This is a genomic window from Comamonas avium (genome assembly GCF_014836675.1).
Lineage (GTDB): Bacteria > Pseudomonadota > Gammaproteobacteria > Burkholderiales > Burkholderiaceae_C > Comamonas > Comamonas avium.
In genome coordinates this window covers 366,296-380,942 of the sequence record NZ_JACSQK010000004.1, presented here as the reverse complement: position 1 = coordinate 380,942, position 14,647 = coordinate 366,296, and the positions used below count along the sequence as shown (strand labels likewise).

General features: G+C 57.6%; 13 protein-coding genes. 8 read left to right on the top strand and 5 right to left on the bottom strand.

All coding sequences use genetic code 11. From position 1 onward, the window contains the following. Window positions 1-135: 135 nt before the first annotated feature. Window positions 136-447 (top strand): hypothetical protein, encoded by a 312-nt coding sequence (locus tag H9646_RS09520; protein ID WP_191723125.1) that lies wholly within the window; start codon window positions 136-138, stop codon window positions 445-447. A 78-nt stretch (window positions 448-525) separates the two neighbouring features. On the opposite strand, the gene mpl is transcribed toward H9646_RS09520, so the two are convergent. Further along, on the bottom strand, window positions 526-1,929 hold the full coding sequence (gene mpl, locus H9646_RS09515) for a UDP-N-acetylmuramate:L-alanyl-gamma-D-glutamyl-meso-diaminopimelate ligase (protein ID WP_191723124.1): 1,404 nt from the start codon (window positions 1,927-1,929) through the stop codon (window positions 526-528). A gap of 263 nt (window positions 1,930-2,192) precedes the next feature. Between mpl and H9646_RS09510 the strand changes: the two genes are divergently transcribed. The 7 genes from H9646_RS09510 (at window position 2,193) to H9646_RS09480 (ending at window position 8,532) form a co-directional block, all read left to right on the top strand. Beyond that, entirely contained in the window at window positions 2,193-2,795 is a 603-nt protein-coding gene (locus H9646_RS09510; RefSeq protein ID WP_191723123.1) for a hypothetical protein, read from the top strand. Then, window positions 2,792-3,346, top strand: coding sequence for a TlpA family protein disulfide reductase (locus H9646_RS09505; RefSeq protein WP_191723122.1), 555 nt, complete (start codon window positions 2,792-2,794; stop codon window positions 3,344-3,346). The genes H9646_RS09510 and H9646_RS09505 overlap by 4 nt, the downstream gene beginning before the upstream one ends. Window positions 3,347-3,482: 136 nt before the next feature. Further along, complete coding sequence (accB, locus tag H9646_RS09500; RefSeq protein WP_191723121.1) at window positions 3,483-3,938, top strand: acetyl-CoA carboxylase biotin carboxyl carrier protein; 456 nt, start codon at window positions 3,483-3,485, stop codon at window positions 3,936-3,938. Window positions 3,939-4,023: 85 nt separating this feature from the next. Further along, window positions 4,024-5,382, top strand: a complete 1,359-nt coding sequence (gene accC / locus H9646_RS09495; protein ID WP_191723120.1) for an acetyl-CoA carboxylase biotin carboxylase subunit — start codon at window positions 4,024-4,026, stop codon at window positions 5,380-5,382. 85 nt (window positions 5,383-5,467) lie between these two features. Then, the gene (gene prmA, locus H9646_RS09490) at window positions 5,468-6,355 is read left to right on the top strand and encodes a 50S ribosomal protein L11 methyltransferase (RefSeq protein WP_191723119.1); all 888 of its coding nucleotides are present in this window, start codon (window positions 5,468-5,470) and stop codon (window positions 6,353-6,355) included. A 61-nt stretch (window positions 6,356-6,416) separates the two neighbouring features. Continuing rightward, window positions 6,417-7,595 (top strand): zinc-ribbon and DUF3426 domain-containing protein, encoded by a 1,179-nt coding sequence (locus H9646_RS09485; protein WP_191723271.1) that lies wholly within the window; start codon window positions 6,417-6,419, stop codon window positions 7,593-7,595. Between the two features lie 28 nt (window positions 7,596-7,623). After that, window positions 7,624-8,532 (top strand): carbohydrate kinase family protein, encoded by a 909-nt coding sequence (locus H9646_RS09480; RefSeq protein WP_191723118.1) that lies wholly within the window; start codon window positions 7,624-7,626, stop codon window positions 8,530-8,532. A gap of 40 nt (window positions 8,533-8,572) precedes the next feature. On the opposite strand, the gene queF is transcribed toward H9646_RS09480, so the two are convergent. The 4 genes from queF to H9646_RS09460 all read right to left on the bottom strand — a co-directional run bounded on the left by queF (window position 8,573) and on the right by H9646_RS09460 (window position 14,233). Further along, window positions 8,573-9,421, bottom strand: a complete 849-nt coding sequence (queF, locus tag H9646_RS09475; protein ID WP_191723117.1) for an NADPH-dependent 7-cyano-7-deazaguanine reductase QueF — start codon at window positions 9,419-9,421, stop codon at window positions 8,573-8,575. Window positions 9,422-9,497: 76 nt separating this feature from the next. Then, window positions 9,498-10,355 carry a 2OG-Fe(II) oxygenase gene (locus tag H9646_RS09470; protein ID WP_370551181.1) on the bottom strand — a complete coding sequence of 286 codons (858 nt, stop codon included), beginning with the start codon at window positions 10,353-10,355 and terminating at the stop codon, window positions 9,498-9,500. 46 nt (window positions 10,356-10,401) lie between these two features. Then, window positions 10,402-11,178 (bottom strand): peroxide stress protein YaaA, encoded by a 777-nt coding sequence (yaaA, locus tag H9646_RS09465; protein WP_191723116.1) that lies wholly within the window; start codon window positions 11,176-11,178, stop codon window positions 10,402-10,404. 76 nt (window positions 11,179-11,254) lie between these two features. Next, a complete protein-coding gene (locus H9646_RS09460; protein WP_191723115.1) occupies window positions 11,255-14,233 on the bottom strand; it encodes an Rne/Rng family ribonuclease in 2,979 nt (992 codons plus the stop codon). Window positions 14,234-14,647: the final 414 nt, after the last annotated feature.

Sequence of the window (14,647 nt, the reverse complement as noted above, 5' to 3'; positions counted from 1 at the left end):
TATTGCGCAGGCAGCTCTTCTTTTTTAAGAGTTTTTGTAGCGCTTCAGGTACATAGCCTCTTAACTTCGCATGCGCCTGTAGGTAAGCTGTAGCAATATTTTGATCAAAGCGCGCGCTTTGCAGAAAGGTCCCACATGATCAGTGAAGTCATTGTGCAGTTGAGTGCTGAGCAGCAATTTCGGGCGGATCTCAGCCGCCTGCCACCCATGGGTAATGAGGAAGCACGGCGCTGGCTGGACGATCAGTTCACCGCATTGGATTGTGAGCCTCTGCGTCCCAGCGGCAAGGTGCTGCTGGCCGACAAGGTGCTGGTGGTCGCACGCGAAGCGGGGGCTCGTCGTCTGACTGATGAAGCGTGGTTTCATGCCTACGCACGTGCGGCCCATGCAGTGCTGGGCCGCCCTGTAATCAAGGTCGATGTCGGTACGATGACAATGACTTATTGAACATGAACAGAGCGCTTCAGGCGCTACGCAAAAAACCGACTGCATGCAGTCGGTTTTTTTGTTGGAGGTACGGCCCAGTCAGGCCGTCGCAAATTTGTATTGCAGCGCTGCCAGCAGTTTGCCGTGGATGCCCGCAAAGCCGCCATTGCTCATGCAGACGATCTGATCGCCGGGGCGAACATGCTCCATGACCTGTGCCACCACGGTGTCCACGTTGTCAGAGGTAAAGGCAGCCTCGCCCAGGTCGGTCAGCGCCTGGGCCGCATTCCAGTCCAGGCCGGCAGTGTGGCAAAACGCCAGGTCGGCCTCTTTGAGCGACCACGGAAGCTGTGCCTTCATGGTGCCCAGCTTCATGGTGTTGCTGCGTGGCTCGAACACTGCAAGGATGCGCTGCTGCTGGCCCACGCGCTGGCGCAGCCCGTCCAGCGTTGTGCGAATGGCTGTGGGATGGTGGGCAAAATCGTCATAGACGGCAATGCCAGCGACGGAGCCGCACAGTTCCATGCGGCGTTTGACGTTGTGAAAACGGCCCAGAGCTTCAGCAGCCACAGCGGGGCTGACGCCTACGTGTTCGGCAGCAGCAATGGCTGCCAGGGCGTTGAGCTGGTTGTGCTCTCCACTCAGCGCCCATTCCACGCGGCCCACTTTTTTGCCTTGCTGCATAACATCGAATGCGTGGTGCACGCCTTCTGCCGTGAAATCACTGACTGCTGCGCCAAAACTGCGCTGTTCGCTCCAGCAGCCTTGGTGCAGTACGCGCACAAGCGCTTGTTCGATGCCATTGAACACCACGCGGCCCGATGCGGGCACTGTGCGAATCAAATGATGAAATTGACGCTCAATCGCTGCAAGATCGGCAAAGATGTCGGCGTGATCGAACTCCAGGTTGTTCAACACCGCTGTGCGGGGGCGGTAGTGCACGAACTTGCTTCGCTTGTCGAAGAAAGCTGTGTCGTATTCGTCGGCTTCAATCACAAACAAGGGGCGCTCTTGGCCTGTGGCTTGCTGGCCCAGTCGTGCTGATACGCCAAAGTCCAGTGGCACACCGCCGACCAAAAAGCCGGGCGTCAAGCCGGTGCATTCCAGGATCCAAGCCAGCATGGACGTGGTGGTCGTTTTGCCATGGGTGCCGGCCACAGCCAGAACGTGGCGGCCTTGGAGCACGTGTTCGCTCAGCCATTGCGGGCCGCTGGTGTAGGGCAGGCCTTGGTCAAGAATGGCTTCCATCAACGGGAATTTGGGTGTACCGTCTTCCAGGTGCTGGCGACTGACCACATTGCCCACCACGTACATGTCAGGCTGGAGGCTGAGTTGCTCTGTGCCAAAGCCCTCAATTAGTTCAATGCCCAGTGCGCGCAGTTGATCGCTCATGGGGGGGTAAACACCTGCGTCGCAGCCAGTTACGGTATGGCCTGCCTCGCGTGCCAGGGCGGCCACGCCGCCCATGAAGGTGCCACAAATGCCCAAGATATGAATATGCATGGAAGGGCATTCTAAGGTGGCACCTGTGCTTGGCGTGTATTGCAGCACGCAAGCATTTGCAAAACTGCTGCTCATGAAAAACAGGAGCTTATTACGTAGCGTTTATAAGGATTTCGAAGTGATATCTATTGGAGAGTGTTGCTGCATAAGCGCAAGCAGCTCTTGTTATAAATAAACCTGTGCGCTGCACGTGTTGCTGCCGCTGCCGCTGGCTGCGGTGTTCTCATAATGGCAGCTTGAGCGATTCAGGAACAGAGCAAAGTATGTATTCATCTTCTGCAACTCAGGAAATTGCCCAGACCGCAGCCCGGATGGTGGTGGAAGAGGGTTTGGAGTGGGCGGCTGCCAAGCGTCGTGCGGTCAAGCAATTGGGTTTACCAGCACGTACGCAGCTGCCTGACAACGATGCGCTGGAAGAAGCTGTGCGCGAATACATTGAAATTTTTTGCGCTGACACCCAGCCGCAAGAGCTGCACGCTTTGCGCGAGCTGGCGCTGGTGTGGATGGAGCGCGTGCAAGAGTTTCGCCCCCACCTGACCGGCGCTGTCTGGCGCGGCACGGCCACCCGCATGTCTGATATTTATATCCAGCTGTTTTGCGATGATTCCAAGTCTGCCGAAATTGCGCTGATCAATCGCAACGTTCAGTACGACGTGACACAAACCTCGGGCTTTAATGGCGAGATGGTCGATGCACTGAGCATCAGCAGTCTGTGCAAGCCCTTGGGTGAAAACGTGGGCGTGCATCTGATGGTGTATGACTATGACGATCTGCGTGGCGCACTCAAGCCTGATGCTCAGGGTCGTCGCCCACGGGGGGATATCGATGCGTTGCGGCAGCTGTTGTTGGCGGAGGATGAGGTATGAGCGAGGGGCAGGTATTTTCTAAAGACCGCCGCCGCTGGATGGCCGGTGGCGTGGCTCTGGCAGCCGCGGCTGGCGGTGCTTGGGTGGGCTGGAGTCAGCTGGAAGGCGCGACTGGCAATGAAGAAGCCATTACCGCTTTCTGGGGCTTGCAGCTGGCACAGCCCGATGGCGCGCCACTGAATTTGGCGTCGTTGCGCGGAAAACCACTGCTGGTGAATTTCTGGGCCACCTGGTGCCCTCCCTGCGTACGAGAGCTGCCCATGATTAACCGCTTTGCCCAAGAGCAGGCTGCGCGTGGTGCGCATGCCATCCAGGTGCTGGGGATTGCCGTCGATCAAGCAGCGGCAGTCAACAAATGGCTGGCGCGCCAGCCTCTGGATTTTCCGGTGGTGCTGGCCGGTGCTGGTGGCGTGACGTTGACACGCAGCCTTGGCAACATTAACGGTGGTTTGCCCTTTACCATCTTGTTGGATGCGAAAGGAAAAGCGCAACAGCGTAAAATCGGTGAACTTTCGCAGCAAGACCTGGAGCAGTGGGCTGCATGGACCTGACTGTACGGAGACAAAAGCCAGTGTTTGGATCAAAAAACCGTGCTGGCGATGGCGAAAAATATTCTGCGAAGCACGCAGAAGGGTGAATTTAGGTTAAATTCGCGCCCTTATTTAGTTTTTAGCCGTTGGAGCTTCCATGGATCTGCGTAAACTCAAAACCCTTATCGACTTGGTGTCCGAATCGAATGTCTCGGAGCTGGAAATCACCGAGGCTGAGGGCAAAGTCCGCATCGTTAAAAGCGGTGGTAACGTAGTGCAGCAATTTGTTGCAGCTCCCATGCAAGCCGCTGCCCCCGTGCAAGCCGCCCCTGCCGCTGCCGCTCCGGTTGCTGAAGCTGCCGCACCAGCCGCAGTGACAGGCCACCAGGTCAAATCCCCCATGGTCGGTAGCTTCTACCGCGCTGCCAGCCCTGGCGCCAAGGCATTCGTTGAAGTGGGTGACCAGGTCAAAGAAGGCGACACCATCTGCATTATCGAAGCCATGAAGATCTTGAATGAGATTGAGGCTGACAAGTCGGGTACCGTAACCCGTATCCTGGCCGACAACGGCCAAGCCGTGGAATACGGACAACCGCTGTTCGTGATTGAGTGAGATCTGCCTGAGCCTGCGCCATAGCCGCGGGTTTGACGGATTGAACGATTCGCCCCGCAAGGGGTGGTGAACAACGAGGACTTCCATGTTTAAGAAAATTTTGGTTGCCAACCGGGGCGAAATTGCTCTGCGCATCCAGCGCGCTTGCCGTGAGATGGGCATCAAGGCCGTAATGGTCTACTCCGAGGCTGACCGTGACGCCAAGTACGTCAAATTGGCTGATGAGGCCGTGTGTATCGGTCCAGCGGCATCGCCCCTGAGCTACCTGAACATGCCAGCCATTATCTCGGCGGCAGAAGTGACAGACGCTGAGGCGATCCACCCGGGTTACGGCTTCTTGTCTGAAAACGCTGACTTTGCAGAGCGTGTCGAACAAAGCGGTTTCCAGTTTATTGGCCCAACTGCCGAGTCCATCCGCATCATGGGTGACAAGGTTTCGGCCAAGCAAGCCATGATCAAGGCTGGCGTGCCTTGCGTGCCTGGCTCGGACGGTGAATTGCCTGACGATCCAGCACAAATCAAGCGCATTGCCAAGGCAGTGGGCTACCCCGTCATCATCAAGGCCGCTGGCGGTGGTGGTGGGCGTGGCATGCGCGTGGTGCACACCGAAGCTGCTTTGGTCAATGCTGTGCAAATGACCAAGGCTGAAGCTGGCGCTGCTTTCGGCAATCCTGCGGTCTACATGGAGAAATTTCTTCAGAACCCGCGCCACGTCGAAATTCAAGTGCTGGCCGATAAGCACAAGAACGCCGTGTATCTGGGCGAGCGCGACTGCTCCATGCAGCGCCGCCACCAGAAGGTGATTGAAGAAGCTCCTGCACCGGGCATTCCCCGCCGTCTGGTGGAGAAGGTGGGCGAACGCTGTGTGGCAGCATGCAAGAAAATCAACTATCGCGGTGCCGGTACGTTCGAGTTCTTGTACGAAAACGGTGAGTTCTATTTCATTGAAATGAATACCCGTGTACAGGTCGAGCACCCTGTGACAGAAATGATCACGGGCGTGGACATTGTGCGCACGCAAATCATGGTTGCCGCTGGCGAGAAGTTGCCTTTCACCCAGCGTGAAGTCAACAACCAGATGCGCGGCCATGCCATTGAGTGCCGTATCAACGCAGAAGATCCCTACAGCTTTATGCCCTCGCCTGGCCGTGTGAGCATGTGGCACATGCCTGGTGGTCCAGGCGTGCGTGTGGATTCCCATGTGTACAACAACTACTTTGTGCCACCCAACTATGACTCCATGATTGGTAAGCTGATCACCTATGGAGACACCCGCGAGCAAGCCATGGCACGTATGCGCACGGCTTTGTCTGAAGTGGTGGTTGAAGGTATCAAGACGAATGTGCCCTTGCACCAAGACTTGATGGTGGATGCCAAGTTTGCTGAAGGCGGCACCAATATTCATTACCTGGAACACTGGCTGGAGCAGCGCAAAAAGCGCTAATTTCTAGTCATTGACGACCAGCCATGCTGGCCCTTGGAAACGGGGGCCAGCATTTCGTTTTTTAAAAGCTTGAAGGAATAGCCACATGCATGAACTCAGCCTGATGTGCCCAGAAGTGCGGGTCGAAGATGTGAGCGATGCGCTCGATGCCCTGGATGCGCTGAGCGTATCGGTCGAAGATATGGACGCGCAAACCGATGCGGAGCAAGCCTTGTTTGGTGAGCCCGGTATGCCTGCGCCTAAAGAAGGCTGGAACCGCAGTCGCATTGTGGCGTTGTTCCCGGATGAGGCCGCAGCCCAGCAAGCCCAAGCCTTGCTGCAGTTGCAAGACTTTTTTGACGGGTGCCAAGTGCTGGGTATTCATGCACTTGAGCAACAGGACTGGGTGCGGCTCACGCAATCGCAATTTCAGCCCGTGGACATCACGCCTGAGTTTTGGATCGTGCCCACTTGGCATGAGATGCCTGAAGCGGCCAGGGTCAGTATCCGCCTCGATCCAGGCCTTGCCTTTGGTACGGGCACCCACCCCACCACGCGCATGTGCCTGCGCTGGATTGCCACGCAACCGGCCAATAGTTTGGGCCGCACGCTTGACTATGGCTGTGGCTCGGGAATTTTGGCCATCGGTGCAGCCAAGTTTGGTGCGCTGGACATTGATGCCGTGGATATTGACGAAGATGCCGTCACATCGTGCGAGCTGAATGCGCAGGCCAATGGGGTACAACTGCACGCCGGTCTGCCCGAGCTGGCACAAGGCCAGTATCAGACTGTACTGGCCAACATTTTGGCGACACCACTGAAAATGCTGGCACCGCTGCTGTGCGGGCATGTGCAAGAAGGCGGCCATCTGGTGCTGGCGGGTATCTTGGCCCAGCAGGCCGATGAGCTGAAAGAGGCTTATGCCCCCTATCTGAAGCTGGAAGTGGCTGACAGCCAGGATGGCTGGATTTTGATGACGGCATTACGTACTTAATCCACTTTGTGCAACACGCCTGCGCACAGTGCGCAGGGCTTGCTCCTACAATCTTCGCTCGATGAGCCTCATTACCTGCTGTCCTTCTTGCGGCACCAAATTTCGAGTGGTGGCCGATCAATTGCGCATTTCCGAAGGGTGGGTGCGCTGTGGCCGTTGCCAGGAAGTGTTTGATGCTGCGCGGTCCCTGCAAGAGGTTCAGGCAGTGGCTGCTCCAGTGGCTGGACAGCAAAGTGCTGCGGAAGCCGTTCAGGTGCCTGACGTTTCTAGCCAGGAGCACGCGCCAATCAGCGAAGCTTTGCCAGAGCCAGAGCCAGAGCCAGAGCCAGAGCCAGAGCCAGAGCCAGAGCCAGAGCCAGAGCCAGAGCCAGAGCCTCAGGTGGGGTACGAGCTGCCGGTGCCACCTGAGGAGGTGGATGAAACGTGGCTGGATCAGCCAGCACTGGCAGCGGGGCAGCAGCAGGCGCGTGCAGATTCGATCGCACAGCGCATGCACAGCGTCATCGAGCCTCGAGAGTCCTCGTTAGGCGAAGAGCCCACGGAAACTCACGGTCTGAAAGGCGCCTCTGAGGTGCCAGAGGCTGACTGGGAGCCACCTTTGGCAGAGCCTTTGACAGAGCCTTTTGCACAGCCTCAACAGCCAGCCGATACAGACCTTGATGCGGTGAATGCCTCGCAAGAGGTGCAAGGGCATGTTCACGAAGAAGATGACGCTGGTGCCCCCATTCCTTCGTTCGTCAGACAAGCGCAGCGCAAGGCATGGTGGAGCCAGCCCGCAGTGCGCTTTGTGATGGGCATGCTGGTGATTTTTTTACCGCTCACATTACTGCTGCAAATTGCCATGCATGAGCGCAACACCTTGGTGGCCTGGAAGCCTGAGTGGCGCACTGCTTTTGAGAATATGTGCGTGGCTTTGCGCTGTGAACTGGCCCCGCGCAAGAGCATTGCGTCGGTGGTGCTGACAGGTTCTTCTTTTAACCAAGATACCCAGCCCTATCACTATCGTTTGGGGCTGAGTATTCAAAATCAGGCCCCCACTTTGGTGGCCACGCCTGCTGTTGAGCTGACGCTGACCGATGCCCAGGATCAGGTGCTGGTGCGCAAGGTCTTTAGCCCCGAAGAGATTGGGGCACCGGCAGAGCTGGCTGCGCGCAGTGAGTGGAATGGCAGTTTGCCAGTCATGACGCAGGGTTTGCATCTGCAGGTGTCAGGCTACCGGGTGATGGCTTTTTATCCCTGATTTTTATTGAGAAAACGGAATTTCGACTATGGCAGCACTGATCTGCGGCTCTTTGGCTTTTGACACCATCATGAGTTTTGAAGGCAAATTTGCCGACCAAATCTTGCCTGAGCAACTGCACATTCTGAATGTGTCGTTCCTCGTGCCCTCACTGCGCCGCGATTTTGGTGGCTGCGCAGGCAATATTGCCTACAGCTTGAAGTTGCTGGGTGGTAACCCTCTGCCAATGGCGACAGTGGGAGAAGATGGCGCTTCCTATATCGGTCGCATGAAGGCAATGGGTATTGATACACGTTATGTGCAGCAGTTGGGTGACAACTACACCGCACAGGCCATGATCATGACGGACAGCGACAACAACCAGATCACAGCGTTTCACCCTGGTGCGATGACTCAAGCGCATGTGAATGTGATTGATGGCAGCGAAGGTGCTGTTGTGGGGATTGTTTCCCCTGATGGCCGCGACGCCATGATTGAGCATTGCGCGCAGTTCAAGGCAGCAGGCATTCCTTTTGTATTTGATCCAGGCCAGGGCCTGCCGATGTTCAATGGCCAAGAGCTGCTGACTTTCGTGGAGCAGGCAACGTGGATTGCTGTGAATGACTACGAAGCCAAAATGCTGTGTGACCGCACCGGCTTGGACCTGGCCGCGTTGTCCATGAAGGTGCAAGGCTTGGTTGTGACACTGGGTGCCGAGGGATGCCAGGTCTGGGAGCAAGGACAGGCGACTTTGGTGAAGTCGGTCAAAGCGCTAAGCGTGGTCGATCCTACTGGCTGCGGCGATGCATGGCGTGGCGCATTCCTTTTTGGTTTGGAAAAGGGCTGGCCTTTGACCAAGTGCGCAGCGCTGGGCAGCCGTGTGGGGGCGCTGAAGGTAGCCAGCAAAGGCCCGCAAAATTACGTGCTGGACTTTGATCCCGCAACGTTTGAAGGCTAAAGGAAGTCAGTCATAAAAAAGGAGCCATCAGGCTCCTTTTTTATTGCCGCGCGGTGCGCACATTGGCGGGTATGGGCATCGGGTGGCTGGTGCGCAGCGGGTTAATGTCCAGGCCTCCTCGCCGTGTGTAGCGCGCGTACACACTGAGCTTGAGGGGGGTGCACTGGCGCATGATGTCCATGAAGATGCGCTCAACGCATTGCTCATGGAATTCGTTGTGGTTGCGGAAACTCACGATGTAGCGCAGCAGGCTTTCCTGGTCGATAGCGGCACCCGTATAGCTGATCTGCACACTGCCCCAGTCAGGCTGGCCGGTGACCAGGCAATTGCTTTTGAGCAAGTGGCTGACCAAGATTTCTGTCACTGGTGGGTTGTCGTGGTCAGCCTTGAGCAAGTCGGGGCGCGGTGTGTAGTCATCGCATTCAATGTCCAGGCGGTCCAGATTCAGGCCATCGAGTTCCTGCACTTTTTGTAGCTCAAAACTTTCCTGCGCAATCACGCGCACTCCGGCGGAGGATTGGCGCGCAGGTGCGCCACGCCACAGGGCTTCATTCACGTCTTCGCGCAGACGTTCTTGCACCGCTTCCAGATTGTCAAAGCGGCTGTTGTTAAAGCTGTTGAGGTACAGCTTGAACGACTTGCTTTCAATGATGTGGGGCGTTTCGCACGGGATGGTGAAATGCGCCAGCGCAACTTGGGGCTTGCCTCGCTGGTTGAGCCATGACAGCTCAAACGCCGTCCACAAATCGGCACCGAAAAAAGGCAATTGGCTGGTGATGCCAATTTCTTCGCGCTTGCTGGTGCGGGGAATCGGAAAGAGCAGGCTGGGGTCGTAATGGTCTGCATAGGCAGATTGCTGGCCCAGTTGAGATTGTTCAGGTGTATTCATAAATATTTATAGATATTCATAGCTGTCAGCGTTTTCTGCATATGCGTCAAAAGCTGATTTGGCTTGTAAGTTCAATTCAAAGAAATGGGGCTTCGCGCAGCCACTTGGTGGCAATCCACTTTTCGCCCTGCAGCACGGGGTCGCCGCCGTGCAGCGTCAAGGTGTGTATCTCAGGGCTGGGGTAGCTGAAAAACACAGCGTGTCCCTTGCAAGGGTGGATGCGCAGCTGAGACTCAGGGAAAAACGTGCAGCCTCCAGCGGCCACATCACTCAGATAGATAACAAGTGTGCCCACGCGTTGGCCACCATGCTGCAAGATGGCTGCGCTACTGGGCTCTTGGGGGTTGAAGTAGTCGTGGTGCGGCTTGTACTCGGCACCTGGGCGATAGCTGAGTACCTGCAACCCCTCGCCGTTTTCAAGTGGCCATCGCAGCAGCTTGGCAATGCGTGCTTCCAGCAGTGCGACCACCGGTGTTTGCCCGCGTGTATAGAACATGCCGCTGCTGGTGCGGTCGGGGTTGATCTCTTCCCCATGGGCTTGCGTGGCTACGGTTCTGGAGCGTGCCATGGCAGGGCGTGCATCGGCAATCAGCTGCTCACATTCCGTATCCGAGAGCAGATTGCCAAACAGCACCAAGCGTGGTTTCTGCATGGAAAGCAGTACTTGTACCTGGCGGTCGCCCACATCAATCTGGTTGCTGTGCTGGCTGAGGTCGGGTTCGGGCATGGGTGCAATGCGCGCAGGGTTGGGCGTGGGCTGGGTGCATGCCACCAGTGCCGCTTGTGCAATGTGAGGTGCCCAGCCAGCTTTCAGCAAGCTTTTGTGCAGTGTGGCGGGTGCATGCCCTGCAGCCAGCTGTGTTTGCAGCCATTGCATCAATGCTGGCGTGCTGCCGGGGACCTGGGCAGACAATTGTTCCAAGGACTGTGACAAGGCAATCTCCTAGCGCAACGTTGCAAAGGTACCACCCAACGCTGCTTTACGCCGCGTTGCGCCGGAAAGTCAAACGGTTGAGGCTGGATGCTTCGGGTGCATAGGCGTAGCCGTCAGCCTCAAAAGTCATCAGCTGTTGCGGCTGTGTCAGGCGGTTTTGGATAGCGTAACGCGCCATCAAACCCCGTGCACGCTTGGCGTGAAAGCTGATGATTTTGTACTTGCCTGCCTTGTAGTCCTCAAACACACATTCGACCACGCGGGCTTTCAGGTGTCTGAGGTCGACGGATTTGAAATACTCCTGCGAGGCCAGATTGACCACCACGGGCTGGGTGTCTTGTGCCTGGCGCTCGTTGAGCAACTGGGCAATGCGCGTGCCCCAGAACTGATACAGGTTGCTGCCGTGCGCATTGGCCAGGCGGGTACCCATTTCCAGACGATACGGTTGCATCAAGTCCAGCGGGCGCAAAGCACCGTACAAGCCGCTGAGCATGAGCAGGTGGCTCTGTGCCCAGACAACGTCCTGGGCCTGCAAGGAATAAGCGTCCAGGCCTTCATATACATCTCCATTGAAGGCAAACAGGGCTTGGCGTGCGTTATCTGCTGTGAAGGATGTACGCCAGGATGCGTAACGCGCGGTGTTCAGTTGGGCCAACTTGTCGCTGATGGTCATCAGCGCTGCCACATCGTGCGGTGCCAGCTGGCGCAGGATGGCAATCAACTCGGCGGATTGTGGAATAAACGGTGGCAGGGTGTGGCTCAGGCCTGCGGGCAGCGGACGCTCATAGTCCAACGATTTGGCGGGGGAGAGCAAAAACAGCATGGGCTCGATCCGTCATAGAAATACAGGGCTACAGATGCAACCGGGGGCGCTAGGCCCCCGGTTGTTTGGTTACGCTTTAGGCGTTATTGGCAGGCTGCTCAAAGGGCAGCACCATCTCACTGAGGTCTTTGCGGGTTTCAACCAAGATCAATGGGCCTTCGTCCAGAACGACCACAGGGGGGCGTTCGCGGGGAATGCGCACAGGCTTGGGCTCAGCAGCAATCGCAGCTTGTACTGCTGCAATCTTGTCAGCGTCCGAGTTCACCCACTCCAGGCCTGCATCGTGCGCGACCTGCTGTAACGCATCCATGGGCAGGCTGTAGCTGGCAATGCGGGGCATGCCAGTGCTTGCAGGCGCTTTGGGGGCAACCGCTGGGGAGGCAGAGGCCGATACGGCTGGTGCGGCAACGACGACTGGCGCTGGCGCAACGACAGGTGCTGCGGCCACGGCAACGGGCTGGCTTGGCTCAGGTGCAGCATCAGTCACAGGTGCGACTTTCGCTACAGCGGCTGCTTCAGCCGCTGGAGTTGCTGCACTGAAGTAGCTGCGACGTGGTGCTTCTTGCGTCGTGTCATCAGCAGGAGTGGCGGCCACAGCGTTGTCCACGGTAGCTTGGACTGTGCCTTGTTCTTCAGAGGCACTGGTGTCCATCGCTTGCTCGTCATCACGTGGCGCGCCATTGCGATCGCGGCCATTGCGGCGGTCACGGCCATAGCGGTCACGTGAGCGACGGCCATTGCGTGGTGCGTCCTCTGCATTGCTCTGTGCATCCGAGGCTGGAATGTCATTCACAGCTTCTTGCACCGATTGGGCAGTGGGTTCTGCGGTTGCTGGATTTTGAATTTCAGCATTGCGCGGCTGGCGCTCACGGCGCTCGCCACGCTCACCGCGTTCACGGCGCGGCTGACGCTCAGCGCGCTCGGTTTCCGGCACCAGCGACACCTGTTCCACACCGGTTTGGGCATTGGCCGTTTGCAGATTGCGCTGCTCTGTAGCTTCAGTGTTGCGGGGCTGGCGCTCACGATTGCGAGGCTCGCGTTGCGGGCGCGCATTTTCACTTGGACGCTCATTGCGCTCTGTGCGTTCGTTGCGCTCGCCACGGCGGTTACGGTTTTCGATGCCGTTGGTTTCGCGGTTGGGGCGATCACCGCCTTCAACACGTTCGCTGCGTTCGTCACGGCGGCCATTGCGGCCACGACCGTTGCGTTCGCCGTTACGTCCACCGCGTTCACCGCTGCGGCCTTCGCGGGCGCTTTCTGGCTTGGCAGGTGCAACAGGTTCGATGGCTGCAGGGCGTGTGCCGAAGCCAAACAGGCTCTTGAGCCATGCAAAGAAGCCTTGCTCTCGCACTTCGATCCGGGGTGCGGCAGCTTGCTGCTGGCTGTTGTTGCGGCCTTTGGCCACGGCAGCTGGGCGCTGGGCGGGCTGTGGGCGTGCCTCAGGTGCGGGCGGAACATCAGGCAGCACACCCTTGATGACAGGTGTTTGCTTGTTGGTGGGTTCTTGCGAGCGGCGTGTGACCTTGGTCACATCTTCCACTTCTTCAGCCAGCTTGTAGCTGGCATCCAGGTTTTCCAGGCGTGGATCGTCGTGCTTGAGGCGCTCAAGCTTGTAGTGCGGGGTTTCCAGCGACTTGTTGGGAACCATGAGCACCGAGACGCGTTGCTTGAGTTCAATCTTGGCGATTTCAGTGCGCTTTTCATTGAGCAGAAAAGAGGCCACTTCCACTGGCACTTGGCAGTGCACCGCGGCTGTGTTGTCCTTCATGGACTCTTCTTGAATGATGCGCAGAATTTGCAGTGCCGACGACTCCGTGTCGCGGATATGGCCAGAGCCACCGCAGCGTGGGCAGTTGATGTGCGCGCCTTCGCTCAAAGCGGGCTTGAGGCGCTGGCGGCTCATCTCCATCAGACCAAATTTGCTGATGGTGCCAAACTGCACGCGGGCGCGGTCTTGGCGCAGTGCATCGCGCAGGCGGTTTTCCACTTCACGACGGTTCTTGGATTCCTCCATGTCGATGAAGTCGATCACGATCAGACCACCCAAGTCACGCAGACGCATTTGGCGTGCCACTTCATCAGCGGCTTCCAAATTGGTGCGGGTAGCGGTTTCTTCGATATCGCCGCCCTTGATGGCGCGGGCCGAGTTCACGTCGACAGACACCAAAGCTTCGGTGTGGTCAATCACGATGGCACCGCCAGAAGGCAGTTGTACGGTGCGTGCGTAGGCCGACTCGATCTGGTGCTCGATCTGGAAGCGGCTGAACAGCGGTGCATCGTCACGGTAGCGCTTCACACGGTTGGCGTGCTCCGGCATGACGTGGGCCATGAACTGCTGGGCCTGTTCGTAAATGTCGTCGGTGTCGATCAGGATGTCACCGATGTCATTGTGGAAGTAGTCACGGATAGCGCGAATCACCAAGCTAGATTCTTGGTAAATCAGGAAAGCACCCTTGCCCGACTTGGCAGCGCCGTCAATGGCTGTCCACAGTTGCAGCAGGTAGTTCAAGTCCCATTGCAGTTCAGGGGCTGTGCGGCCAATGCCTGCGGTGCGCGCAATGATGGACATGCCCTTGGGGTAGTCCAGCTGGTCCATGGCTTCTTTGAGTTCTGCGCGCTCTTCACCTTCAATGCGGCGCGAAACGCCACCACCACGGGGGTTGTTGGGCATCAGCACCACATAACGGCCAGCCAGCGAGATGAAGGTGGTCAGGGCTGCGCCCTTGTTGCCTCGTTCTTCTTTTTCGACCTGAACCAGCAGCTCTTGGCCTTCCTTGATCACATCATTGATGCGCGCCTGGCTGGGGGCAATGCCTTCGGCAAAGTATTGCTTGGAGATTTCCTTGAAGGGCAGGAAACCGTGGCGGTCTTCGCCGTAGTCCACAAAACAAGCTTCCAAAGAGGGCTCTACGCGTGTCACCACGGCTTTGTAAATGTTGCCCTTGCGCTGTTCGCGGCCTTCAATTTCGATTTCGTAGTCGAGCAGTTTTTGGCCGTCGACAATCGCCAGACGGCGTTCTTCAGCCTGTGTCGCGTTAATCAGCATCCGCTTCATGATGCGTATCCTTTTCGTTGTGCGGCGACCGGCTGGCAGCGACAGCGCTGCCTAGCCGACACGCCTTTGACTCTTGATCAAAGACAGGCTCTGTAGGAGCCTTTAATGCCGGGTTGTCGCGCTGAAACAAAAAGAAAGGGAATCCGAGACCTGGGCCTGATTGCGTCCGTGCTGCGTTAAGTCAGCAATGGGGGCAAGGGCAGGGGGCAGGGAGCGAGCGACGCTGTGGGCAGATCCGGCACCGAATGGCGACGGCCTGAGTCAGCGGAAATTACGGGGTGGGTGCTTGGCGCAGGCGTACGCAGCAGAGGCTTTGGCCTCTGCGTCATACCTAGCAACCAAGAAAGAAGTACCCACATGCTCGCTGTTTTTCTAATGCGCGGATGGCATGGAGCAACTGGCTCCAAACACCAC